Genomic DNA, 26,003 nt, shown 5'->3' on the forward strand with positions numbered 1-26,003 from the left:
TATGGGTGAGAATCTCGATTTCATTCAGTGAGTAACAAAAAACCACCGATGACTCGGTGGTTTTTTCGTATACCCCGCAAGGAATTACCAAACGTCTTTATCGATTTGTTTATCCAATTTCGGGAACTTAGTGCGATCAAAGGTGGGTTTTTTGCCCGCACGGCGCTGATCTTCGTAGTCTTTCATCAGCGCAAACGCAACACCCGATAAGAGCGCGATAGCCACCAAGTTGATCACCGCCATCATGCCCATCGACAAGTCCGCAAAGCTCCAAATCAGTGGTAGATCCATCACCGCGCCGATTAATACCATCGCGAGCACGGCGATACGGTAGAGTAAAATGGCTTTCCGGCACTTGAATATATACTCGATGTTTGACTCACCATAAGAATAGTTGGCAATGATCGAGGTAAAGGCAAACAGCAGAATCGCAATGGCAATAAAGGCCGCGCCCCAGTCACCCACTTGGCTAACTAATGCTTCTTGGGTAAGCGCAATACCCGTAAGGCCGCTATTTGGCTCAAGCATACCGGAGATCAAGATGATCGATGCCGTCGCGGTACAGATAACGATGGTGTCGACAAAAACCCCCAGCATCTGCACATAGCCTTGCGCCGCTGGGTGATTGGGTTTAGTGGTTGCGGTAGCGGCCGCATTCGGTGCCGAACCCATACCTGCTTCGTTGGAGAACAAACCACGCTTGATACCGTGCATCATCGCTTGCGCGATCGCATAACCCATTGCACCACCAGCCGCTTGTTCAAGCCCGAGCGCGCTCTTAACAATGGTTGAGATTACCGCAGGCAGTTGTTCGATATTCATACCGACCACGATAAGCGCGACCAGCAAATACGCCAGTGCCATGAACGGCACGATCAGCTCGGCCACACGCGCAACCGAACGCATACCGCCAAAAATCACAGGCGCGGTCACTAAGGCAAGGCCGATGCCAACCGCTAAGGCATCAAAGCCAAACGCGGTATTCATTGCTGCGGCAATCGAGTTGGACTGGACACCGTTAAACGCCAAACCAAAGGCGATAATCAGACAGATAGCAAACGCAATGCCTAACCAGCGCTGACCTAAGCCTTTTTCGATATAGTAAGCAGGGCCACCGCGAAAGGTCTTGTCGTTGTGATTCACTTTGTACGCTTGCGCCAAAGTAGATTCGACAAAGCTAGTTGCCATACCGACCAATGCCGTCAGCCACATCCAGAATATCGCACCAGGGCCACCCAGATAGAGCGCCACGGCCACACCGGCCATGTTTCCGGTACCGACGCGCGCCGCCAAACTGGTACTAAAGGCTTGGAAAGAAGAGATACCACCTGACGCGCCATCGCGGCTGTTGGCCATCAGTTTGAACATGTGGCCAAAGTTACGGAATTGAATAAAGCCAGATCGCACGGTGAAGTACAAACCTAAGCCAATCAAAAGATAAATGAGTACGCTGCCCCAAAGGAGGCCGTTACCTGTATCGACTATGGACACAAATAGATTTTTAAGTTGTTCCATCATTAAACTCTGTTTTGTCTGTTGGGAGACGCCTTGCTCTTTCGCGACGAGAACTTATTGTTCATGGTGAGAGAGCGAGGGTCGACAACCACTGTCCATGTGAGATCTCTGCCGTCCATGCAGGTGAGCAACGAAACGCGCAGTAGCACCAAAATGTCTGGCTGCTATGACGCGTGATGTTGGATCTGCAACAGCATTTTGAATCCATGCTCGGCTGTTGCCAGAGTGCACCGTTAACCGCGATATTGATGTCTTAGCACAGCAATACACTAGGTGGAGCACGCCGGATAATACCGACATTTATGAGACAAAACACTAGATGTTTGTTGATCTGTTGGTTTTTTGAGCGGTGCTAGGTGTCAATAACAGTCCTAAAAATTGTAATCAAAATGTAATGGAATTGACGCTAATTACTTGATGTTAAAGCAGTCATCTCAACGCCTTCGCATATTATCCGGTATTTTTTGACTCAATATTGGTTGCATGCGCGCTGAACGAAATGTGATCAATGCCTCATATTTTCTCTGCGCGCTCTTACTGATTCCCCAGCTACACTGCTCGAACGGATAGATAAAGATGACTTATTCACTGGATGACGCAGCTTTTTTAGTCAGCAAATCATGCTTAACCATATCGATCGCGGAGAGCGCTGTGTCGGTATCAATCGCATGGCTTTCAAGCAAGTAAATAAGATCGACCGCGAGCTTGACGTCGTCGGGCGCCTCTTCGAGTGCTGTTGACGAGGAAGAATGTGAGTCGGTCATGATGCCTCCAGGCTGGCGGAAAAGTCGGGAAAGTGAGTGATAGCGGCTTGGATGAGTTGTTCGTGCAGTGGGATCAGCTGCTCATGGGTGTCATGATAACCTCCTCCAATGACAGCAGCGACCGGTATCTGGTGGGCGGCACACCGTGATAACACGCCTGCATCGCGTTGAAAAATCCCCTCAGTGGTAAGCGACAAATACCCCAACGCATCGTCTGTATGCACGTCGACCCCCGCATCATAGATCACCATGTCGGGGCGATGCTGAGCTAGTGCAAGGTCGAGTAAAGGTAAAAAGGCATCAAGGTAGTCGCTATCCTGGGTGCCAATCGGGAGGGGTAAATCAAGCGTTGATGCTGGTTTCCGCGAGGGAAAATTTTTCTCACAGTGGACGGAAAAGGTCACAATATCTGGATGTGAGGAGGCCAGTGCGGCCGTGCCGTCACCGTGGTGAACATCGCAATCGACGATCATCACCGTTTCTATACCTGGCTGTGTGAGAGCATGACGCGCGGCAATCATTAGATCGTTAAATAAGCAAAAGCCACTGCCAAAATCATAGTGGGCGTGATGATAGCCGCCAGTAAGGTGAATCGCCAGACCCGTGCGCAATGCCTGATCTACCGTTAAGGTGGTGCCGCCCAGAGAGGTTAAACTGCGCTTTATGAGCGACTCACTCCAAGGAAACCCAATACGACGCATTTTTACCAAAGGCAAGCTGCCTTCGAGTAATTGGCTTACATAGGCGGGGTCATGGACCGCATCAATGATCTCTCTTTGCGCGGTGGTGGGCTGACAAAACGCAACCGGTAATGCAAGTGCTTGCAAGCGCTCAAAGAGCAGACGGTACTTTTGCAGAGGATAACGGTGACCCTCGGGAAGCGGGAAATCAGAGTAAATGGGATGGTATATCAGTGGTAGCACATTCGCTCCTTACGTTATCGCTTTTCCCGGTAAGTAATGGTGGTTTCAATACGCTCTCGGGCTTTGGTGCATCGTGCTAGACGCTGCTCGAGCGCGAGAACCTGTTTTTGGTATTGTTGTCGCACAGCCGGACTGGAAGCCATCTCAACACTGGCGTTGGCATCACGGAGTTTGTCGGCGAGACGCCTTTCCCAGTCTTGGTGTTTGGCCAAGTCTTGATAAAGTTCACCGATTGACTTTCGCCGTGGCCCACGCCGCGCTTGTTCTTGCTTACGTAAAGGTTGGGTGGCAAGCTCACGTTGCAGTGCAGTGATTTGCGCCAACAAGGTTTCGCAAATATGGGTCGCGCGCGCATCCGTTAGCACGCCTTGTTGATGGTCGCGGCGCATCACCGCCAATAAGCCTTGCGCTTCATTAACACAAGGCGTTAACAGCTTGCCTTTGCAGTGAAAAAGTGGCGTGGCAAATAAAGGGGCTTTGGCTTCGCCGCGACGCCGATCGACCTCTGCCGCTTGAACAGCGAGTTGGTCTAAATGTTGAGCCATGGCATCGATTTGCGCTTTCATGGTGTTGTTCTCTTTTATTGAGGGCTAAAACCACGCATCAACGGCAAGTTTGCCCGCTAGAATAACCACCGCAGTGATAAAAATGGGGCGAATAAAACGGCTACCAAAGCGGATAGCCGAATGTGCGCCAATAAAGGCACCCAGCATAAGACACGCGCCCATGGTTAAGCCCAGTGCCCAGCTCACATGGCCTAATAGTGCGAACGCCACCAGTGAGGTGAAGTTGCTGGTAAAGTTCATCGCTTTTGCCAACCCAGAGGATAGCAATATATTCATCCGATAGAGCGACATGGTGGAAACCGTCCAAAACGCGCCGGTTCCCGGGCCGGCTACCCCGTCGTAAAAGCCAAGTGATAAACCTTGACTCCATTGTTTTATTGGCAACTTCGGGCAACGTGCGGGTAACTGGTTGTTATCACCCTTTGGGTGTGGGTGCCAAATGGTATACACCGCGGCCACCAATACCACGATTGGTATGGCTTTTTCGAGCCACTCGGTGCTTAACACGTCCACCAGCAGGGTGCCGGCCGTGGCGCCAATTAAAGTGCCCCAAAAAGCATGTTGCCAAAACGAGGGAGAAAATAGGCGCTTTTTATAATAAGTGAAGGCAGCGGTGCTTGAGGCAAAGGTCGCGGCCAGCTTATTGGTGCCTAACGCAACATGCGGCGGCAGGCCTAGCGATAACAGGGCAGGCACCGTGAGCATACCGCCGCCGCCAGCCACCGCATCAATAAATCCAGCGACAAACGCAGTCAGCCCCAGAATAACTAAAGTAGAGAGGTCAATCAGTTCCAGCATGTTAACTCATCAGTTTAAGATTCGATCACGCGCTTAAAGGGCGGCAGCGAGTCGAGTAAAGATTGGCCATATCTGCGGGTGATAATGCGCCGGTCAAGGAGCACTACTTTACCAGAGTCCTCTTCTTTGCGCAGTAGTCGCCCCACGGATTGCACCAGCTTTTTACTGGCTTCTGGCACGGCAATTTGTAAAAACGGATTGCCACCACAGCGCTCGATATATTCAGCGTGTGCTTCTTCAACCGGCGACGTCGGCACGGCAAAGGGGATTTTAGTAATAATAAGGTTGGTCAATAAGTTACCCGGTAAATCTAAACCTTCGGAAAAGCTGCCGGTGCCAAAAATGATGCTGGTTTTATCATTATTAACGGCTTGTTGATGCGCTTTGAGTAACGCGGTACGCGACTGGTTTCCTTGGCAAAGCAGCTGCCAGCCCCGTTGCTTACAGGTACGTTCAATCGCTTGTGTCACTTGCTTCATCTGCCAATAGGAGGCAAAGAGCACCAAAGAGGCACGTTCGCCTTCTAGGTGCTCAAGTATTTTATCGTTTAATGCCTCTGTAAAGGCACTGGCTTGCGGCTCACAAGGCATCGTCGGGATCACCAAGCGCGCTTTATTGGCGTAATCAAAGGGTGAGGGTAAGGCTAAATAACGCGAGCCGTCGGTTTCGCTCAAACCAACCTGACGGCAGAAATAGCTAAACCGATTTAGAGCACGCAAAGTAGCGGAAAAAAGGCCCACTCCAGCGGCGCGAGACCAGAGCATTTGATCTAGGCGCCAACCGACTTCTAAGGGAGAGACATGCACCCAAAGATCGCCTTCGCGCTCGCGACACGCTTGCACCCAACGTGCCAAGGGGGCGCCTTTCTCCGAATTAGGTTGAGCCATCAAGGTCCACACCTTTTCTAGGTTTTCTAACCGTTGCAGGAAAAACGCGGTTTCCGCGAGCGCCGGATCGGCGAGTTTTGCCGAAATGTCATTTTCTTTCAGACGCTCATTGATCAAATCATGAATTTTTCCCAATGCTTGATGGGCTTTTTTGCTCGCCGTTTTAAGCTGCTCACTGGGTGCAATCAGGGCTTCGGGCAGTTCACCGTCGGCAAAGCGATAACAACCGTCGTCGTTGAGCGACAGTTGGCTGAGCATGTTTTTTGCTTCGCGCAACCCTGGGATCAGGGTTTGAATCGCGTCTAGCAAGCTGTCCACAAACCGATGTGCACGCTTGATATCCGCGGTGTTCCCCAACTTAGTCGTCGCTTGATTGAGCTTTTCCAGCCAGCTGACCACACCCAACAGGCTGGCACTGGCGGCCGAAAAGTCTCGCGCCACCGTGGGCAAGTGGTGCGCCTCATCAATCATATACAGGCATTGTTCTGGTTCGGGCAAGATCACGCCGCCGCCGAGCTCTAAATCGGCCAGCAGTAGGCTATGATTCACCACCACCACATCCGCTTTATCCATCGCTTCGCGTGCTCTAGCAAACGGGCAACCACGGTGGGCGGGTAAACCTGCATGGCAAGTGTGTTTATCAGAGGCGATGGCTTGCCAAAGATGATCAGCAATGGGCTTTGGCCAGCTGTCTCTGTCACCATCCCACTTGCCCCGACTCAGCGCTTCGTAAAGATCATTCAGCAACAATTGTTCGCTACGCTTGGGTTTTTGGGTAAATAGCGCGCCTTGAATGCTCTCGGTATCTGCCACTGCACTTAGCTTATGTGCACAGCAATAGCGTTGGCGCCCCTTGGCCAAGATAAAATCAAACGGCTTGGGACAGATGCGATGAAAAAACGGGATATCTTTATTGGCAAGCTGCTCTTGCAACGCTACGGTCGCGGTGGAAATGACCACTTTTTTATTGTTGTTGAGTGCAAATGGGATCGCACCCATCAGATAGGCCATCGACTTACCGACCCCAGTGCCTGCTTCTGCCACTAATAATCGGCGTTTCGGCTCGTAATCACCGGCCAGAGTTTTCGCGAGCTCTGCCACTAAATAGTTTTGGGCTTTACGGGGAATAAAGTGGGGAAGTTGATCTTGTAGCGTTTGGTAGCACGCGCGAATGTCTGATTTTACGGCAGGGCTGAGCATCAACAGGTCCGAGTTGCAAAGGTTGGCGGCCAGTATAACACGAGGCAAAAACGTGAAAACGATCGCGAACTGCAAGATTTCCTTACAGATATGAGATCTTAGTCACGAATTTAATTTGAACCATTCTTCGCTATCTTGCTGATCTGCCGTTTTATTAACAAAACGCCTGATTTAAGCGATTGATTAGTTTTTTATTCTGAAAGATGATTTTTTTATTGGTGTTTTTGGTGGTTTATATTGCCTTTGTTTGTTGTTTATTTTCATCAAAAGGCGAATTATGAGTCAGATAAACTGTGATCTCAGTTCATAAAACATTGCTATGTTTTTGTTTTTAAGTGGTTTTTGTCTAGGTTGTAATGCGCTTCCGGCGAGTTGACAGAACCACAAATGTTCTGCACGATTAGCCACGAAGTTTCAGTGAACTGGCATTTTGTGCTTCGCAGCGTTTTTGCTGCCGGTAATAGAGTGACAGTCACCATAAAACAGAGTTCCAAGAAGGAACTCATAATGACTAAATAGAAAAGGCAGTGGATTAACCATGAAAAAGACTATTCTAGCAATGGCAGTGCCAGCTCTGCTGGCTGCTGGCTCAGCATCAGCAAGCATCAACCTGTATGACGCAGAAGGCGTTAAAGTCGATTTGTCTGGTGCAGCTGAAGTTCAGTACATGCAAGAAATTGGTAATGACAAAGACGGTATGTGGCGCCTAGACGATGGCGATATCGCTGTTAACACCGAAGTCGCAATCTCGCCAAAAATGAGTGCGCTAGCGGGTATGTCGTTTGAGTTTGAAGACGAGTCTACTGATGCTGGTTCAAATAGTGGCGTAGAAAACAAAGAGCTGTTCGTTGGTTTTAAAGGTGACACTTTCGGCCAAGTTACTTTCGGTCGTCAATATCTCCTAAGTGATGATATTGGTATCACCAAAGATTATGAGCTTTCAATTTCATCTTTTGACGGCACTGAAGCAACTCACGGTGCGCAAGTGGCTAAGTACGTCTACGACAACGGCACAGTGTATGGCGGTATTTCTACGCGTCAAGACAGCGATGGCAATGATGATGGAAGCGCAGAACTGTCTATCATCGATGCGCGTTTAGGCTACCGTGTAGCTGACTTCGATATGCGTGGCTATTACTACAAAGCTGATGACGTTGGTGCAGATAAACCAGCTTCAAGCACAGATGTAACAGCGTATCAGTTTGAAGTTGAGTATGCAGGTATTGAAAATGTAGGCTTGGCAGCTTCTTATGGTAATGGCGAAGCTGAAAGAGTTGTAGGTGGTGCGGAAGTCGCTGATACTGATTATTTCTCTTTGGCTGCTGATTACACCATGGGCAATACTACCTTCGCTGCAGGCTGGGACCGCCAAGATCCAAAAGAGGGTGATAATGTCAACGGTTATTACGCTAACGTGACATATGCTCTGCACAGCAACGCTAAAGTATACGCAGAAATCGGCGATACTAACGCAGACAATTCAGACCTAGGCTACGTAGCAGGTATGGAAGTTAAGTTCTAATTGAGCTTACACCATCCTTGCTAAATGTAGCATTGGTTACAAAAGCCGCCTTAGGGCGGCTTTTTTATTATCACGGTTTGGAGTAGAGATGAAAAAAGTAGTAGGTATGGGCTTGGTGCTAAGCACTCTCATAGCATCGAGTGTGGTTAATGCGGCAGAAATTACTTCAGCACGTAACATTGAGTTTGCGGTGGTTGATGGCAAGGAAATTAGTTTTGAAAACTGGGCGCCGCAGCAGACGATTGAGCTAGATAACGGTACCCACCAATTAGTGATGCGCTTTGACGGCGAAGTGAAACGCGGCAGTAAAGAGGTGATCTTTACCTCCCGCCCGTATCTGTTTGAGCTTGAGGTCGATGGCCGCAATGCCACCATCAATATTGACTCGAAATTGCGGGTAAAAAGCCAAGCGACCAGCTATTTTGACGGCAACCCGCAATGGCAAGCCGAGTTCGATAACGGTGACGTGATGCCGTTAGATGCCGTCGAGTTAAAAGGTGATGGCTTTGCTGCCTATGCCGATATGGAAGCGCTGGTGGCGGAGTATAACCGTGCCAACGGGATTATTATCGACAAAGGTGAAAGCAAGAACCTCAACGATGTATTGGTCGAGGTGGACGATCAAGGTCAAGCTTCAATTAAGGGTGATGCACTCTCTCAGTTGAAGCTTTGGTATACCAAAGCCAGTGACCAAGAGCGTAAGTCGTTCCGTCGTTGGATTATTGACCAAGATTAAGCGCCTAGTGTGATGGATGGCCACTAGTTCCACGCGCTTGACAGCTTTAAACAGTCAATAAAAAACGCGCCCAGCTGATGCGGGGCGCGTTCCGTTTAAGCCACGATGAGACAAGCGAAAGTCAGCCTCGCGATCACACGGTTTTACGTTCTCCCGCTGTGGCTTGGCGAGTGGCTGGATCGTGATGATAATAATTCGACGCACGGCACTGCGGGCAGCGCTGCTCGGCAGCGTCTTTCATTAAATCATCCAGTGGAATGTCACTTTCACAATCGGCACACAAGCCATAAATCTCCAAATCCATGGCACATAAAGCCGCATCGACTTTTTCTAAACGTTCACCGAGACATCGGATGGCGCCAGGTACCCCTTGGCTTTCTTTAATCAGATCCGAAATGGTGAGGTTTTCGCAATGCTTGTCCCAGTCTTCACGCAATCGCGTGGTTAGTGTTGCTACTAGCTCAGTGCGTTCGCGGTTAAGTTCACGCCCCAGCTGAGCAAGGGTTGTTGTATCCATGGTCAGTTCGCTTGATTGGCTAAAATGACGTTTATCATGACGCAGTCACACAAGTTGTTACCCTGATGTAAATCAAGGATTCAGTTAAAACCTTACAAATCGTCCGTTTTTAGCGCTGTTGACCTGAGCTATAGTAGCCGCTCACTGTTGTTATGCTGTTGTGAGTGAAGTAACAAAATGGAACACGATTTTAAAGAGCCTTATAACGTTAAGTACTTCATCGGCTTTTTGCTGGTATTGCTAATCCCGACCTTACCTGCCAGTCTCACCTGGCTTGGCATTATTTTTGGCGGCTAATCACCGCCTTGTTCACTTACCGCACCGTATTCCTGATCCGCCATCCTGTACCTCCATCGTCTCTGCCACTACACTTAGCGTGAGTAAACAAGCGCAACCATCGCGAATCGAGAGGTAATAGAGACTATGCAGCAAGCACCGACAGCCGCATGGCGTTGGTTATGGAACGGATTAGGGTGGTTATGGGTCGCGCTGGGGGCGGCAGGCGCCTTTTTGCCGGTACTCCCGACCACGCCGTTTTTGCTGCTCGCCAGTGGTTGCTTTATGCGAGGCTCTCCTCGTATCGCTAACTGGCTCCATGCCCACCCCACGTTTGGACCGATATTGACCGATTGGTACCAAAAGCGCGCGATTAGTCGCAAAGTAAAACGACGCGCGACCGTCATGATAGTGGCAAGTTTCAGTTTCTCCATTTATATCGTCGGGGCGATGTGGCTGAAAGCGTTACTGATTACCTGCCTAATTGTGCTCTTATGCTGGTTTCTCCGCCTACCTGAAACGGAATCTGTTGCTGGCTCGGCCGAAAATTCATAACATGGCGGTTTGCGTTTTTTATCGGCGAGAATTGGCCATGAGCACCGACAGCTTGAATGTCATCAAACAAAGTATTCAAACCATCCCAGATTACCCCAAACCTGGCATCTTATTTCGCGATGTCACCAGCTTAATGGAAGACCCTGCTGCCTACCAAGCGACAATTGACGCCTTGGTGGCACAATATCGCGATCATGGATTTACCAAGGTGATTGGTACCGAGTCACGTGGCTTTTTATTCGGTGCGCCTCTGGCGCTTGCGCTAGGGCTCCCGTTTGTGCCAGTTCGCAAACCTGGCAAATTGCCACGCGCGGTGATCAGCGAAAACTACCAGCTGGAATACGGTGAAGATACCCTGGAAATCCATCGTGATGCGATTGGTGAGGGGGATAAAGTGCTGGTGATTGATGATCTACTGGCGACAGGCGGCACTATAGAAGCCACCGTGAAGTTGGTGCGCCGTTTAGGTGGCACCGTAGAACACGCTGGCTTTGTGATAAGCTTGCCGGATATCGGCGGGGAAGAAAAACTGGCCGCGCTTGGGATCAACGTTTATAGCTTGTGCGAATTTGCCGGTCATTAATGCCAGGCTATGTGCAGGGTCTCGCGTTAGCCATAAGCATACAGGAAGCGAATTGACATGAGCTACCAAGTTCTCGCACGTAAGTGGCGACCCCATAATTTTGAGTCTGTTGCTGGTCAAAGTCATGTGCTCACGGCCTTGGCCAATGCGTTGGATCATGACCGCTTGCACCACGCATACTTGTTTAGTGGTACTCGCGGTGTGGGTAAAACCACTATTGCGCGTATTTTTGCCAAAGGGCTTAATTGTGAGCAGGGCGTGTCGTCATCGCCATGTGGACAGTGCGCAACCTGCCGTGAGATCGACGAGGGCCGGTACGTTGACTTGCTGGAGATTGATGCCGCTTCTCGTACCAAGGTAGAAGACACGCGAGAGCTGCTCGATAACGTCCAGTACAAGCCTGCACGTGGCCGTTATAAGGTGTACCTGATTGATGAGGTACACATGCTGTCGCGCCACAGCTTTAATGCATTGTTAAAAACGTTAGAAGAGCCGCCCGAATACGTGAAGTTTTTGCTGGCGACCACGGATCCACAAAAGCTACCGGTCACCATTTTATCGCGTTGCTTGCAGTTTCATTTAAAGCATTTTGACGCCAGTCAGATCCAAACGCAGCTAGAGCATATTCTTGATCAAGAAGGTGTCGAGGCAGAGTCACGTGCGTTAATGCTATTGTCACGGGCGGCGGAAGGCAGTATGCGCGACGCCTTGAGCTTGACTGATCAGGCGATTGCGCTGGGAAATGGCCAAATTAGCACCCAAGCAGTGGCAGAGATGCTAGGGACACTGAGTACCGATAACGCACTCTTACTCCTTGAAGCCTTGGCGAACCATGATGCGGTCGAGTTGATGAACATGCTGACGCAGATTGCGCACGTCGGGGTGGAATGGGATGGCTTACTCAAAGAGTTAGCCAGTCAGCTTCACCATGTGGCGTTGGCTCAAGCACTGCCTCAGACGCATGATGACGACAGTGGTGAGCAAGCACGGATCCACGCCTTGGCCTCGCGACTTGCGCCACAAGATGTGCAGCTGTGTTACCAAATGGCACTGCAAGGACGGCAAGACCTGCCTTACGCCCCTGATGGGCGGGCGGGATTAGAAATGGTCTTGCTGCGTATGTTGGCGTTTCAGCCGGTCAAAACCGTGCCGTATGAACCGGCTACCATATCGGTGCCGACACATGATCCCGCTTCTGTGTCACAGCAGCCGACAAAAAAAGATCCTTCGCAAGCGCTGAATGCATTAAAAGCGCAGGTCTCATCGGCCAGTGTGGCGTCGCCAAACCAAGTGCCACCAAGCCATGCGCCTCAGCAGCCGATGGCAAAGACTGGCGCGGAGGAGCCCAGCATAGATGCGTCCGGCAGTGGGGCACGTGACGCGAGTGTCGTCGAGCAAAGCCAACCGGTGGTCGAAGACTCGGTGCCGGATGCAGCGTCCGCGAGTGAGCCATCTGCCTCTTCGCCTGCCTCTAGCCTTATCCAGGCGCGTAATCAGCTGCGTAGTCGTATGAAACGTCAAGCTGATAAAACGGGAGATGGGGTAAAAAAGACGGGACGGACACCGGCCAAGACTGATGCGTTATCTGTGCTCGATCGCGTAGCGACGGCGGCAGAGAGTGCATCGCCTGTGTCCGCCCCGGCGCATCAAACGGGCACTTCGAAGTCAGCCCCCCAGCAGACATCGCATGGAAGTAAGGTATCGTCAGAGCCTTATCAATGGCGTCCTACTCAGCCTGTGTCACAATCGCCTGAGGTCGTACCAACCCTGACCCCTAAGTCGATAAAGCAGGCGCTAGAGCATGAAAAAACGCCTGCCATGCGTGACAAACTGGTGGAGGAAACCAATGCGCAAGATCCTTGGTGTGCACTGGCAGACAGCTTGGACGTAGAGCGATTGGTCAAGCAAATGGCACTCAACGCGGCCATGTCCCAGCAAGGTGAGCAGGTACAGCTTATCTTACGCCCGGATCAATCGCACTTGAATACCGAAAAAGCCCAGCAGCAATTAACTCAGGCCTTGACGACGGCATTGGGTGCCCCCATAACCTTAGAGGTACAGCTCGGGGAATCGGGAATCACACCGTTAGAGCGGCGAGAGCAGCTCTATCAACAAAAATTAGCGCAGGCGACACACAGCCTGCATAATGATCCGAATGTCACTTTTATGCTTCAACGCTTTGCGGCGGAGTTAGAGGAAGACAGCATTCGACCAATTTAAGACACCTAACCAAGAGAGAGAATTATGTTTGGTAAAGGCGGCATGGGTAACATGATGAAGCAGGCGCAGCAAATGCAAGAGCGCATGCAGAAAGTACAAGAAGAAATTGCCAGCATGGAAGTGACAGGCGAAGCGGGCGCAGGCATGGTGAAAGTCACCATGACAGGCAGCCACAGCATCCGTCGTGTCGACATCGACGATAGCTTGATGGAAGATGATAAAGACATGCTGGAAGACTTGATCGCGGCCGCATTCAACGATGCTGCCCGTCGTGTTGAGGAGCAGCAAAAAGAGAAAATGGCGGACGTGACAGGCGGTATGCAGTTACCACCAGGCATGAAAATGCCATTTTAATCTATGCGCACCAGCCAGTTACTTGAACAACTGATGGACTCGCTGCGTTGTTTGCCCGGGGTGGGCCCTAAATCAGCGCAGCGGATGGCCTACCACCTATTGCAACGAAATCGCCAAGGTGGACTGGCTCTCGCGCAAGCACTGAGCACGGCAATGACAGACATTGGCCACTGCAGCCAATGTCGAACCTTTACCGAGCAAGACGTGTGTGCGATTTGCGATAACCCGAAACGCCAAGAAACCGGGTTGATCTGTGTGGTTGAAAGCCCGGCAGACATTTCGGCCGTCGAGGCGACTGGGCAGTACGCTGGGCGCTATTTTGTCTTGATGGGGCATCTGTCACCGCTTGATGGCATTGGTCCGGCAGACATTGGCCTTGATGTGCTAGAAAAGCGTTTGCAGCACGAACCGATTCAAGAGCTTATTTTGGCGACCAATCCAACGGTGGAAGGCGAGGCCACCGCGCAATACATCGCTGAGCTTTGCCAAGAACATCAAGTGGGTGCCAGCCGAATCGCACATGGCGTGCCCATGGGCGGCGAGCTTGAACTAGTCGACGGTACGACACTGTCTCATTCGATTATCGGTCGCCAGCAGTTGAAATATCGCTAGAAGCGCCTGCCGTGCTCAAGAGACTGCACCTACCGGTTGTGACATTGTCTTCCCCCGCGAGGGTCGGCAAGAGAATGTGGCAACACCAACCGTCAAAGCAGCGATGTCAATCACGCTACTGACTTGCAAAGCCTAGCCTCTGGTTAGGCTTTTCTTTTTCTATGGTTTATAGCCTCAGCCTGTGTGATATACCTCGAGTGTCGGCAACTTAACACTAACTGGCTTATATTTGACCACTTAGGCCTTGAAAGCGTGGTACCGGATCCCTATATCCAAGGAGACTGAGTAACGAATTCATTGAAACGTGGGCATCGAGTCCACGTCGCCATTAATCCTCATAGTGTTAGGTAGATTGACATGAGCGTGAAAACCCCAGAAAAACATCAGTTTGGTTCTGATACTTCCAAATTGCTGCAGTTGATGATCCACTCTCTCTACTCAAACAAAGAGATTTTCCTGCGAGAGCTGGTGTCAAACGCGTCAGATGCTGCTGACAAGCTGCGCTTTAAAGCATTGTCCGCGCCAGAGCTTTATGAAAGCGACGGTGACCTGCGCGTTCGTCTTTCCTTTGATAGTGATGCCGGTACGTTAACTGTCTCAGACAATGGTATTGGTATGAGCCGTGATGACGTCATCGCTAACCTCGGTACCATTGCCAAATCTGGCACAGAAGAGTTTCTTAAACAGCTTAACGAAGATCAAAGCAAAGACTCGAACCTGATTGGCCAATTCGGGGTCGGTTTTTACTCTGCCTTTATTGTCGCTGACAAGGTAACCGTGTGCACTCGCGCGGCGGGTCTTGCGGCCGACGAGGCAGTGCAGTGGGAGTCAACCGGTGAAGGTGAGTATACCCTAGAGCCTATCAGCAAAGCAGAGCGTGGCACTGAAATTACGCTGCATCTTAAAGACGACGAGAAAGAATTCCTCAATGATTGGCGTCTCCGTGAGGTGATCGGTAAATACTCCGACCATATCGGTATACCGGTAGAAATGTGGACGCAAGAGAAAGACGAGGAAGGTAACGAGACGGGCGAAGGTAAGTGGGAACAAGTCAACAAAGCGCAAGCGCTTTGGACCCGTGCTAAGTCAGATATCTCGGCAGACGAATACAAAGAGTTCTATAAACATGTGTCCCATGACTTCGCCGAACCGCTGACCTGGAGCCATAACCGCGTCGAAGGTAAAAACGACTACACCAGCTTGTTGTATATCCCGTCCAAAGCCCCATGGGATCTTTACAACCGCGAGCACAAACATGGACTGAAACTCTATGTACAACGCGTCTTTATCATGGATGATGCGTCACAGTTCATGCCAAGCTACTTGCGCTTTGTCCGTGGTTTGATTGACTCTAACGATTTACCACTTAACGTCTCGCGTGAAATTCTGCAAGACAACAAGATCACGCAGTCACTGCGTGGTGCATGTACCAAGCGTGTGTTGTCGATGCTAGAAAAACTGGCTAAAAACGATGCGGAGAAGTATCAGACGTTTTGGCGTGAATTTGGCTTGGTGATGAAAGAAGGGCCAGCGGAAGATTTCAGCAATAAAGAAAAAATTGCTGGCTTGCTGCGCTTTGCCTCAACGCATGAAGACAGCGCTGAGCAGACCGTCTCCTTGGCCGACTACGTGTCGCGCATGAAAGAAGAGCAAGACAAGATCTACTATATCACCGCGGATAGCTACAATGCGGCCAAGCACAGCCCGCACTTGGAGCAGTTTAAAGCCAAAGGCATCGAAGTTATCTTGATGTATGACCGCATCGATGAGTGGTTGATGAGCTACCTGACCGAGTTTGATGGTAAGTCGTTCCAGGCAATCACCAAGGCAGACCTCGATCTGAGCCAATTCGATGATGAAGAAGCAAAAGCAGAGCGTGAAGAAACCGAAAAAGCCTTTGCGTCTGTGATTGAGCGAGTAAAATCGCACCTAGGTGAGCGTGTTAAAGATGTGCGTACCACCTTTAAGCTCTCTGGCACACCGGCGGTGGTAGTGACCGATCAGTTTGAGATGGGCACGCAAATGGCGAAGCTTCTTGAGGCGGCTGGTCAGCAAGCGCCTGATGTGAAGTACATCTTTGAACTGAACCCAGAGCACGATCTGGTTAAGCGCATGGCGGATGAGAGCGATGAGCAAAAATTCGGTACCTGGGTAGAAATGCTGCTGGGTCAAGCGATGCTGGCAGAGAAAGGCAGCATGGACGATCCGTCAGACTTCTTGGCCTCGGTCAACCAGCTTCTGACTAAGGTATAATCGACAGGCGATTGTCGAGACCACATACTGAATGACTATCGAACAAGCCCGGCCGGATTGCCGGGCTTGATAGCGTTTAGTTAAGCGTGTATGTTTCGTGTCTTTGCGAATATAGACGCAGTTTAACGAAACCTAAATAATCATAAAGGGGATCACTATGCGCATCATTCTGTTGGGTGCACCGGGCGCGGGTAAAGGGACGCAAGCGCAGTTCATCATGGAAAAATACGGGATTCCGCAGATTTCTACGGGTGACATGCTGCGCGCCGCGATTAAAGCGGGCACTGAGCTTGGTTTAAAAGCCAAAGCGGTTATTGATGCTGGCGAATTGGTGTCTGATGACATCATTCTTGGCTTGGTTAAAGAGCGTATCTCGCAAGATGATTGTGCCAACGGCTTCTTGCTAGATGGGTTCCCACGCACCATTCCTCAAGCTGATGGACTGAAAGAGATCGGTGTTGCGATCGATTACGTACTCGAATTCGACGTTCCGGATGACGTAATTGTTGAGCGTATGAGTGGTCGCCGTGCTCACCTTGCTTCAGGCCGTACTTATCACGTTGTTTACAACCCACCGAAAGTGGAAGGAAAAGACGACGTGACTGGCGAGGAGCTAGTGGTACGTGATGACGATAAAGAAGAGACAGTGCGCGCACGGTTGAATGTGTATCATAACCAAACCGCACCTCTGATTGCTTACTACAAAAAAGAAGCGGATGCTGGCAACACCCAGTTTGTGACCTTCGATGGTACACAAGCCGTGGAGCAGGTGAGCGTAGAGATCCAAAAGGTACTCGGCTAAACCGGCTCAAGGTGTCGCGCGTTTACGTGCTGACACAGGTTGTCATCGGTATTGCTAATAGTAGAAACCGGAGCTGACGATTAGTCGCTCCGGTTTTTTTGTGGCAAGCTACGCGTCATTCTCCAAACAATTTAATCAGATACGTTAAATTGGAAAGGTACAACAAAAATACTGGGCTCGTGGCCGAGCCAAAGCCAAGGACAACAAACATGACCGAAAAGCATAACCAAGTTGGCGTACTTCTGGTCAACCTGGGAACCCCAGATGCGCCTACTTCTTCTTCTGTAAAGCGCTTTTTATCTGAATTTCTGCATGATCATCGGGTGGTCGATTTAACGCGTTGGTTGTGGTGCCCACTGCTGCATGGTGTGATTCTGCCAGTACGTTCTCCCAAGGTGGCGAAGCTCTATCAAAGTGTTTGGATGGACGAGGGCTCACCGCTGATGGTATACGCCACACGCCAGCGTGATGCCTTAGCCAACAAGTCGGGATTACCCGTTGCCCTAGGCATGACCTATGGTTCCCCGTCGATTACGGATGGTATAGAGAAACTGCAGCAACAAGGCTGTGAAAAGGTCATGGTTTTGCCCTTGTATCCGCAATACTCTGCGACCACCACCGCCGCGGTATTTGATAAAGTTGCCAAATCCCTCAAAGGAGGCCCCTTGCTGCCTGAGCTTCGCTTTGTGCATCACTATCACGATCATCCAGCGTATCAATCCGCATTGGCAGACTCCGTGCAGCGACACTGGGATAAGCATGGCAAGGGCGATCTCTTACTGTGTTCATACCATGGGATCCCGCAACGCTTTGCCGATAACGGCGATCCGTACCCGCAACACTGTGAACAAACCACAGCATTGTTGCAGGCGGAACTCGGGCTCCCCGATCAGGCGATCATGATGAGCTACCAATCGCGTTTTGGGCGTGAAGAATGGCTTAAGCCTTACACGGATAAAACCTTGGAAGCGCTGCCCGCGAAAGGGATTAAAACCCTGGATATCATGACGCCAGCCTTTTCCTCTGACTGCTTGGAAACCTTGGAAGAAATTGCCGGTGAGTGTCGGGATATCTTTTTAGAAGCGGGTGGCGAAGCCTTCCGTTTTATCCCATGCTTAAACGATGATGAGGCGCATATTGAGTTAATGGCGACGCTGGTGGCAGAGCATACCCAAGGGTGGTAGACAGATAAAATTCGTTTCTCCAACGCTATGCAGGCGCAAATTCTGTGGTAGAATTCGCGCCTCCCTTCCATTAGCTAGTTACACGAACCATGAAATTTCCAGGACAACGTAAGTCTAAACACTACTTTCCGGTTCATGCCCGGGATCCTTTGCTTAACCCTGCCAGTGAGCGTGGCTTTAAACGTCCTCATGTGATTGGCATTGACCAAACCTTGGTGGATATAGAAGCAAAAGTGAGTGATGACTTCCTGGAGCGCTATGGTTTGAGCAAAGGCCACTCGTTAGTGATTGACGATGAACGGGCTGAAGCCTTGTATCAAGAGCTCAAAGACAATAACTTGGTGACGCATGAATTTGCGGGCGGCACCATTGGCAATACCTTGCACAACTACTCCGCTTTAGCGGACGACCAATCCATTCTGCTTGGCGTGATGAGTCAGGATATTCGCATTGGTAGCTACTCTTATCGCTATTTATGCAATACATCCAGCCGCATGGATCTCAACTATCTGCAACCTGTCCAAGGCCCGATTGGCCGTTGTTACGCGCTGATTGGCGATTGCGGTGAGCGTACCTTTGCTATTAACGAAGGCTTGATGAACCAGCTGCGTCCTGAGTCGATTCCGGAACATATCTTTGAGCACGCGTCAGCCTTGGTTTTGACAGCGTATTTGGTTCGCTGCAAAGACGGTGATCCGATGCCGGACGCGACCATGCGTGCCATCGAATATGCCAAAAAGCATAACGTACCCGTGGTGATGACGCTGGGTACCAAGTATGTGATTGAACAAAATCCACAATGGTGGCGTGATTTTCTGGCTGAACACGTCAGTGTGGTGGCGATGAACGAAGATGAGGGCGAAGCGCTCACGGGTGAAAGTGATCCTCTGCTCGCGGCCGACGCCGCCTTACAATGGGTGGATATGGTGCTTTGCACCGCCGGCCCGATTGGCTTGTACATGGCGGGTTATAGTGAAGATAAAGCCAAACGCGAAACCTCACTGCCTTTATTACCCGGCGCCATTCCCGAGTTCAATATGTATGAGTTTAGCCGCCCAATGATCAAAGCCGATTGCGAAAATCCGATTAAGATTTATTCGCACATTGCGCCATACATGGGTGGACCAGAACGGATCAAAAACACCAATGGTGCGGGTGACGGTGCCCTGTCTGCGTTGCTGCACGATATGTCAGCTAACCGCTATCACCGTGATAACGTGCCAAACTCAAGCAAACATCAGTACCCATTTTTGACTTACTCATCGTTTTCTCAGGTGTGTAAATACGCTAACCGTGTTAGCTATGAGGTGCTGGCGCAGCACTCTCCGCGTTTGTCTCGTGGCTTGCCGGAGCGCGAAGATAGCTTGGAAGAGGCTTACTGGGAACGTTAATCTCATTGCCCTAAACGATAAAAAACCGCCAATTGATGTTGGCGGTTTTTTATTACTGGTCGTGAGGGGCGGGCCTATTGATACGCTTTTTCGTGTACGTTGCGGACCGCACGACCTGATGGATCAGCTTGGTTTTTGAACGATTCATCCCATTCAATCGCTTTGGCACTGGAGCAGGCGATCGACGGGCCACCAGGAACACACTTCGCGGCATCTTCCAGAGGGAAGAGTTCGGCGAAAATCTCACGATACATATACGCTTCTTTGGTGGTCGGCGTATTGTATGGGAAACGGAACGCGGCGGTTGCTAACTGTTGATCGCTGACTTTTTCATCGGCAATGGCTTTTAAGGTGTCAATCCAGCCGTAACCGACGCCATCGCTAAACTGCTCTTTTTGACGCCATGCCACCGACTCTGGTAACAGATCCCCGAAGCACTCTCGAATAATGTGTTTTTCCATTTTGCCGTCACCGCACATTTTATCGTCTGGCTTGATTTGCATCGCCACTTCCAAAAACTCTTTATCCAAGAAGGGCACACGCGCTTCAACGCCCCAGGCGGCCATCGATTTGTTTGCGCGGGCACAATCAAACATGTTGAGCGCAAGCAGCTTGCGAACGGTTTCCTCGTGGAATTCTTGAGCGTTGGGCGCTTTGTGGAAATATAAGTAGCCGCCAAACACCTCATCGGCGCCTTCTCCTGAGAGCACCATTTTGATCCCCATCGCACGGATTTTACGTGACATCAGATACATAGGCGTTGATGCTCGGATAGTGGTCACATCATAGGTCTCGATGTGATACACCACGTCGCGGATGGCATCCAAGCCTTCTTGAATGCTGTAGGTAAACTCGTGGTGAACGGTGCCAAGGTGGTCAGCGACCTCTTTGGCGGCCTTCAAATCCGGCGCCCCTTCCAGGCCGATAGCAAACGAGTGCAAACGTGGCCACCATGCTTGGCTTTGGTCGTCATCCTCAATACGGTTGGCGGCATACTGCTTGGTCACTGCGGAAATCACCGATGAGTCCAACCCGCCGGACAGCAATACACCATAAGGCACATCCGTCATCAATTGGCGATGAACTGCTTTCTCTAGGGCTTCTTTGAGTGCCGCCTTATCCGTGGTGCTGTTTTTTACGCCATCGTATTCCATCCATGCGCGTTTGTAATAGCGGACCGGCTCACCTTGTTTACTCCATAAAAAGTGACCCGGAGGGAACTCACTAATGGTTTTACAAATAGGGGCTAGCGCCTTCATCTCAGACGCGACGTAATAGTTGCCGTGCTCATCGTGGCCATGATAAAGCGGGATAATGCCAATATGATCACGACCAATTAAATATGCATCTTGCTCCTCATCATACAAAATAAAGGCAAAGATACCGTTGAGGTAATCGAGTAACTCTGGGCCTTTCTCTTGATATAGGGCGAGAATAATTTCGCAGTCAGACTCGGTTTGAAACGGGTAGTCGGGGGCAAACTCAGCGCGGAGCTCTTTGTGATTGTAGATCTCACCGTTGACTGCGAGGGCTTGAGTTTGGTTTTGGTTATAAAGTGGCTGTGCCCCACTGTTAAGATCGACAATCGCAAGGCGCTCATGAACGAGAATCGCTTTTTCAGACGAATAAATCCCTGACCAGTCTGGGCCACGGTGACGCATGGTCTTCGACATTTTTAACGCGACTTCCCGCAATTGTTGCGAGTCGGTTTTAATGTCAAGCGCTCCAAAAATTGAACACATAATCTTCCTCTCTGTTTATGTTATGCGGTGTTTGTCGCCGTGTTATGCCGGCGATAAAGGGCGACTGGCGGCGACTTGTTAACCACACTTTGCCCTGTGGCAGAGAAAGACACAAGTAGATAAAACAAATTCGTTATCGAAACTTGCTTTATAGTGAATTAAATTTAATAAAATATAATTATATCGAATTAAATTTAAAAATGGTGCAGTTTTTATACAAAAACGCACAAGCATCGAGGCTTGTGCGTGAGTCGTGTCGCCATGGGGCGCTAGCTATCCGGGTGAGAGAAGCGGTCTCTTACGTGGCGCGCGAAGCCGCTGCCCGCCTCTTGGTAGATATTAAAGGCTTCATCCACGCCAAGTGCTTTAAGTTGATCAAGCTCGTCTTGGTACTTAGCAATGGCGGCAACCTTGCCATTAAATCCCGTTTGCCGAATTTGCTCGAGCGCCAGTGTATTGGCATGGCTATGAGGCATGGCGAGCAGAATGAGCGAGATATTGCCATCAGACACCGCCCGCGACCAAAAGTCGGGGTCGGTTGCATCGCCTAAAATGACACGTCGTCCTTCTTGCTGATGACGCGTCACCGAGTCTTCTCGTGTGTCAATCCCCACAATCGGTTGGTGGTGTGTTGTGGCAAGTTCGTCGTAGGCACCTGAGCCAATGCGTCCCATCCCGAGTACCAATATGTTGGCATCACCGAGATTGATTTGTTGATCACTGGGGTGAAGCTTGTCGGGGGCACGTTCAGGCAGCCAACGTGACGCCCACCCATACAGCTGGTTACTAAAGGTATTGAGGGGAGCGGAAAAGGCAAAACTGAGTGATACCGCAATGGCGATGGAAACCAGGATCGGGCCGGGCATCAGTCCTGTTTTATACGCCAAGCCACCCACTATAAGTCCAAACTCGCTGAAGTTGAATAAGGTGAGCGTGGTGAATAAGGCCGTACGAACGCGATATCGAAAGCCGCTGACGATCCAGTAGTAGAGTACGCCCTTGATGGGCAGTAATAACATCAAGATCAGTGCAAAACTAAAGCTCTGCCAGGTAGGCTGCTCGGATAAGCCAATGTTGAGGAAAAAGCAAACCAGAAACAGCTCTTTCATATTAAACAGTGATTTGGCCATTTCGGATGCACGTGGGTGACTGGCAAGCAGCATACCGAGAATAAGCGCGCCCAAGTCGGGCTTTATGCCGACGGCCTCAAACAGCCCCGCACCAGCTACAAGGGCCAGGAACACGGCATAAAGAACCAAGATTTCACCGTGACCTGCCTTGTCCAAAAGCTTACCCAATAGCGGTTTTAGCAGAGGTAAACCAAAGAGGAGGAGGGCGGACAGTTCGGGGGTTTTGCCCGATGTAGTGGTGAGGAAAATCACGGCAAAGATATCTTGCATGATCAGCATACCGATGGCCAAGGTGCCATAGGTGGCATTCAGCTCCCCTTTTTCTTGCAGCGCTTTGATGGCAAAGACGGTGCTAGAAAATGAAAGCGCGAAGCCAAGCAGCAGCATCTCAGATAGACTCATGCCTGACAGCATAGGAATGCTCAGTGCTTTAAGGCCCATTAGCGCGAGGGTAAAAAAGGCGGTTGTCAGGACATTATGGGCCGTGGCCCCAAACCAGATTTCTTTGGCAAGCAAGGTTTTGACATCAAGCTTTAAGCCGATAGTAAACAGCAGCAAGGTGACACCCAGATCGGCCAACTGCGTGATCACCGGTGTCGACTGGTAGCCCATGGCATGCAGGACAAAGCCCGCGATAAGAAAGCCAACCAATGGCGGGAGATGACAGCGCATTAATGCATAGCCACTGATAAATGCGGCGGAAATAAAAACCAGTTCCATATCTTGTACTTATTCTAAAGTTGAGTGAGACAAGGCGTTGTCGCTAACGTGGCTATAATGTACACGTTTTGTGGTCAGTATGTGAATGTAAAATCAGGAAGCGTGAGAACCGACAGCATAGTGACAGTGGCGGTGAAGCGCCGATCGACGAAAGCTTCCAGCCTTTTGCTGCATGGGTGACATAAACAGATTGACTTAAAAAAGGTGACTCAAGACAGGGTGCTGACTGAGTGATTAGAGGCGTGATGCAATAGGCGGGATGGAAAAAGAGGGGAGTGCTCGACTCCCAGTGAGTATGCCGGTGTATCAGCGAGGCTTTATGCGTACGCTCATCGCAGGTAGATAAAGCCTGACTGGTGTCAGCCAGGCAATTTCGGCTTTCTGACTAACGCCTTACTCTTCTAGCAACTCTTGTAGGAGCTCACCGTTAAGCATTGCGCGTTTAACCAAGGAAAACGCGGCCATTGTCGGCTGAGCCTCTAGGTCGGCGCTAACAATCGCCAGCTTTTCGTGGAAACTTGGCAATGATTGATTCTCGACACAGCGCTCAATGGCAGGGAAGACCACACTTTTTGCTGCAGTAATCTTGCCCGCAATGACCACCAGCTGTGGGTTAAATAGATTGACGGTCATCGCGATCGCTTTACCCAGATGATTACCGACTTTCACCAATACTTGGCGCGCCAACTCATCACCTTGTTCTGCGGCTTGGCAAATCGCTTCGATAGTCAGACTTTGATCATAACTGAGGCTACTGGGATGCCCTTGTGCAAGCAGCTGTTGCGCGTGTTCAATGATCGCTTCGTTCGACGCCACGGTTTCTAAGCAGCCAAAGTTGCCACACTGACACTTTTTACCCAGTGGATCGATCTGTACATGACCAAGTTCACCCACATTCCGGTTCTGGCCAAGAAAAATTTGCCCATTGACGATGATCCCCGCGCCAGTACCATGATGCACACTGACTAGCATAGAGTCGTAATAGTCTTGGCTCGCCCCAAAGTAGTGCTCCGCTAATGCTTGTCCGCGGATATCGTTGCCAACGAAAGCCTGCACACCAAATTCTTCGCGCAAGGTATCAGCAAGCGCAAGTTGTTTAATATTGATGTTGGGCATGTATTCGACCACCCCTGAATCAGGGTCAACCAGGCCAGGCATCACTACGGATATCGCAATCAGTTCTCGGAGTGCGTGTTGGTGCGTTTCCAAAAACTGACTAACGATATGAATCAAGCCTTGAACAAGCTCGTCTTGATCATGGTACTGGAAGGTTTCGCCGTGTTCAGCCAACGAGGCACCACTTAAGTCATACAAAGACAACTCAATAAAGTGACGACCCAGTCGTACCGCAAGGGTATGAAAGGGCGCACACTCGGTGGTGAGAGAAATGGCACGACGTCCGCCTGTCGACGCTTGTTGTGCCACTTCTTTAATCAGACCTCTTTCTAACAGTTGGCGGGTAATTTTGGTCACACTTGCCGGCGCCAATCGGCTTACATCGGCAATTTGTATGCGTGAAATAGGCCCTTGTTGATCAATTAATCGATAAACGGCAGCTCCGTTAAGTTGCTTTACAAGATCGACATTCCCGATTTTTCCGCCAGTCATAGGTGTCCTAGCTTTGTAGATATTGTCCGTTTACGATCGTCGCTTGAACGTTGATTGTTCGGTCGAAAATGGCAAGATTCGCAACTTTCCCCGGACGAATGCTGCCATAGTGTTGTTCGATACCGATTGCGCGAGCGGGATAGAGCGTAGCCATCCGCAAAGCTTCATCCAAGGCGATCCCTACATGCTCAACACTGTTATAAATCGCTTGATCCATCGTCAGAGCCGAGCCGCCAAGCGTGCCATTTTCATCAACACACTTACCGTCACGGTAATATACTTTCTTACCTACAAAAATAAAGTGATCCATGTCGGCTCCTGCTGGTGCAACCGCATCCGTAACCAACACTAATTTCTCACCTTTTACTTTATGTGCGAGACGAATGTTAGGGTATGAAACGTGAAAGCCGTCAGCAATCACGCCAGTGTAAACATCCGGTGTATCGTAGATAGCACCGACGACGCCTGGCTCACGGCCTGATATAGAGGTCATCGCGTTAAACAGGTGCGTGGCAAAGGAAATGCCATGGGTAAAGCCTTGCTTAGCTTGTGCGTAAGTGGCATTGGTATGGCCAGCAGAAACCACGATACCAGCTTGCTTAAGGGCTTGAATATGTGACGCAGGTGCCAATTCAGGCGCGAGGGTGACTTTAGCAATCACATCCGCATTGTCGCACAAGTAGTTGATCATCTGATCGTTGCTTGGACGAATATAGTCAGCACTGTGTATCCCCTTTTTTTCGATATTCAAATAAGGGCCTTCAAGGTGTAACCCCAGCGCCTGATGGGGGTGCTGTTGTTGGTACGTCCGCATGGCGCTGATGGCGGCTTGCATATCGGCATCAGAGCTAGTGATCAGAGTGGGGAGAAAATTGGTGCAACCTGACTTAAGGTTAGCCTGATGCATGGTCGCGATGGTGTCAGGCGTAATGGCATCATTAAACATCACCCCGCCACAGCCATTAAGCTGAAGGTCAATGAAGCCTGGGCTGACTAATGCACCGTTGAGCGCACGCGTGGCAATATTATTGGGTAGGGCGTCTTGTCGACAGACGGCGTCAATCAGGCCTTCTCGAATCACGATGGCATGATCATCCAACACCTCATGGCCGGTAAAAATCCGGCAGTGAGTTAACGCATACATG

22 protein-coding genes are annotated in these 26,003 nt (G+C 50.3%); 11 read left to right on the top strand and 11 right to left on the bottom strand.

Annotated elements, in window-relative coordinates; genetic code table 11:
* Positions 1–84: 84 nt before the first annotated feature.
* From BGL48_RS03600 to dinG, 6 genes are all read right to left on the bottom strand, one after another.
* Positions 85–1,515, bottom strand: a complete 1,431-nt coding sequence (locus BGL48_RS03600) for an alanine/glycine:cation symporter family protein (RefSeq protein WP_069361494.1) — start codon at positions 1,513–1,515, stop codon at positions 85–87.
* Between the two features lie 581 nt (positions 1,516–2,096).
* Positions 2,097–2,279, bottom strand: coding sequence for a DUF2496 domain-containing protein (locus BGL48_RS03605; RefSeq protein WP_069361382.1), 183 nt, complete (start codon positions 2,277–2,279; stop codon positions 2,097–2,099).
* The gene (locus tag BGL48_RS03610) at positions 2,276–3,202 is read right to left on the bottom strand and encodes a histone deacetylase family protein (RefSeq protein WP_069361383.1); all 927 of its coding nucleotides are present in this window, start codon (positions 3,200–3,202) and stop codon (positions 2,276–2,278) included. Before BGL48_RS03610 ends, BGL48_RS03605 begins: the two co-directional genes overlap by 4 nt.
* Positions 3,203–3,216: 14 nt before the next feature.
* On the bottom strand, positions 3,217–3,768 hold the full coding sequence (locus BGL48_RS03615) for a primosomal replication protein (RefSeq protein WP_069361384.1): 552 nt from the start codon (positions 3,766–3,768) through the stop codon (positions 3,217–3,219).
* 24 nt (positions 3,769–3,792) lie between these two features.
* Positions 3,793–4,566: a sulfite exporter TauE/SafE family protein gene (locus BGL48_RS03620; RefSeq protein WP_077456629.1), complete on the bottom strand. Its 774-nt coding sequence runs from the start codon at positions 4,564–4,566 to the stop codon at positions 3,793–3,795.
* A gap of 14 nt (positions 4,567–4,580) precedes the next feature.
* On the bottom strand, positions 4,581–6,653 hold the full coding sequence (gene dinG / locus BGL48_RS03625; protein ID WP_069361496.1) for an ATP-dependent DNA helicase DinG: 2,073 nt from the start codon (positions 6,651–6,653) through the stop codon (positions 4,581–4,583).
* Positions 6,654–7,191: 538 nt separating this feature from the next.
* Between dinG and BGL48_RS03630 the strand changes: the two genes are divergently transcribed.
* Both BGL48_RS03630 and BGL48_RS03635 read left to right on the top strand, forming a co-directional pair.
* Complete coding sequence (locus BGL48_RS03630) at positions 7,192–8,175, top strand: porin (RefSeq protein WP_069361385.1); 984 nt, start codon at positions 7,192–7,194, stop codon at positions 8,173–8,175.
* A gap of 88 nt (positions 8,176–8,263) precedes the next feature.
* Positions 8,264–8,911: a YccT family protein gene (locus tag BGL48_RS03635; RefSeq protein WP_069361386.1), complete on the top strand. Its 648-nt coding sequence runs from the start codon at positions 8,264–8,266 to the stop codon at positions 8,909–8,911.
* A 133-nt stretch (positions 8,912–9,044) separates the two neighbouring features.
* Here the strand turns inward: BGL48_RS03635 and BGL48_RS03640 are convergent, their stop codons facing one another.
* Positions 9,045–9,428 carry a hypothetical protein gene (locus tag BGL48_RS03640; RefSeq protein ID WP_069361387.1) on the bottom strand — a complete coding sequence of 128 codons (384 nt, stop codon included), beginning with the start codon at positions 9,426–9,428 and terminating at the stop codon, positions 9,045–9,047.
* Between the two features lie 423 nt (positions 9,429–9,851).
* On the opposite strand from BGL48_RS03640, the gene BGL48_RS03645 reads away from it, so the two are divergent.
* From BGL48_RS03645 to BGL48_RS03685, 9 genes are all read left to right on the top strand, one after another.
* A complete protein-coding gene (locus BGL48_RS03645; protein WP_069361388.1) occupies positions 9,852–10,259 on the top strand; it encodes a YbaN family protein in 408 nt (135 codons plus the stop codon).
* 37 nt (positions 10,260–10,296) lie between these two features.
* Positions 10,297–10,842 carry an adenine phosphoribosyltransferase gene (gene apt, locus BGL48_RS03650; protein ID WP_069361497.1) on the top strand — a complete coding sequence of 182 codons (546 nt, stop codon included), beginning with the start codon at positions 10,297–10,299 and terminating at the stop codon, positions 10,840–10,842.
* A gap of 57 nt (positions 10,843–10,899) precedes the next feature.
* Positions 10,900–13,062 carry a DNA polymerase III subunit gamma/tau gene (gene dnaX / locus BGL48_RS03655; protein ID WP_069361389.1) on the top strand — a complete coding sequence of 721 codons (2,163 nt, stop codon included), beginning with the start codon at positions 10,900–10,902 and terminating at the stop codon, positions 13,060–13,062.
* Between the two features lie 24 nt (positions 13,063–13,086).
* Positions 13,087–13,416, top strand: coding sequence for a YbaB/EbfC family nucleoid-associated protein (locus BGL48_RS03660; RefSeq protein ID WP_021022483.1), 330 nt, complete (start codon positions 13,087–13,089; stop codon positions 13,414–13,416).
* Between the two features lie 3 nt (positions 13,417–13,419).
* Positions 13,420–14,028, top strand: coding sequence for a recombination mediator RecR (gene recR, locus BGL48_RS03665; protein WP_069361390.1), 609 nt, complete (start codon positions 13,420–13,422; stop codon positions 14,026–14,028).
* Between the two features lie 357 nt (positions 14,029–14,385).
* The gene (gene htpG, locus BGL48_RS03670; RefSeq protein WP_069361391.1) at positions 14,386–16,281 is read left to right on the top strand and encodes a molecular chaperone HtpG; all 1,896 of its coding nucleotides are present in this window, start codon (positions 14,386–14,388) and stop codon (positions 16,279–16,281) included.
* A gap of 157 nt (positions 16,282–16,438) precedes the next feature.
* On the top strand, positions 16,439–17,083 hold the full coding sequence (gene adk, locus BGL48_RS03675; protein WP_069361392.1) for an adenylate kinase: 645 nt from the start codon (positions 16,439–16,441) through the stop codon (positions 17,081–17,083).
* A gap of 209 nt (positions 17,084–17,292) precedes the next feature.
* Complete coding sequence (gene hemH / locus BGL48_RS03680; RefSeq protein ID WP_069361393.1) at positions 17,293–18,267, top strand: ferrochelatase; 975 nt, start codon at positions 17,293–17,295, stop codon at positions 18,265–18,267.
* Positions 18,268–18,356: 89 nt separating this feature from the next.
* Positions 18,357–19,658: an inosine/guanosine kinase gene (locus tag BGL48_RS03685; protein WP_069361394.1), complete on the top strand. Its 1,302-nt coding sequence runs from the start codon at positions 18,357–18,359 to the stop codon at positions 19,656–19,658.
* Positions 19,659–19,732: 74 nt separating this feature from the next.
* On the opposite strand, the gene asnB is transcribed toward BGL48_RS03685, so the two are convergent.
* The 4 genes from asnB to nagA all read right to left on the bottom strand — a co-directional run bounded on the left by asnB (position 19,733) and on the right by nagA (position 26,002).
* Positions 19,733–21,400, bottom strand: a complete 1,668-nt coding sequence (gene asnB, locus BGL48_RS03690; RefSeq protein ID WP_069361395.1) for an asparagine synthase B — start codon at positions 21,398–21,400, stop codon at positions 19,733–19,735.
* 269 nt (positions 21,401–21,669) lie between these two features.
* The gene (locus tag BGL48_RS03695; RefSeq protein WP_069361396.1) at positions 21,670–23,250 is read right to left on the bottom strand and encodes a cation:proton antiporter family protein; all 1,581 of its coding nucleotides are present in this window, start codon (positions 23,248–23,250) and stop codon (positions 21,670–21,672) included.
* 393 nt (positions 23,251–23,643) lie between these two features.
* A complete protein-coding gene (gene nagC / locus BGL48_RS03700) occupies positions 23,644–24,858 on the bottom strand; it encodes a DNA-binding transcriptional regulator NagC (RefSeq protein WP_069361397.1) in 1,215 nt (404 codons plus the stop codon).
* Positions 24,859–24,865: 7 nt separating this feature from the next.
* Positions 24,866–26,002 (bottom strand): N-acetylglucosamine-6-phosphate deacetylase, encoded by a 1,137-nt coding sequence (gene nagA, locus BGL48_RS03705; RefSeq protein WP_069361398.1) that lies wholly within the window; start codon positions 26,000–26,002, stop codon positions 24,866–24,868.
* Between the last annotated feature and the right edge of the window lies 1 nt (position 26,003).

The organism is Salinivibrio sp. SS3, from assembly GCF_001722105.1.
GTDB classification, from domain to species: domain Bacteria; phylum Pseudomonadota; class Gammaproteobacteria; order Enterobacterales; family Vibrionaceae; genus Salinivibrio; species Salinivibrio kushneri.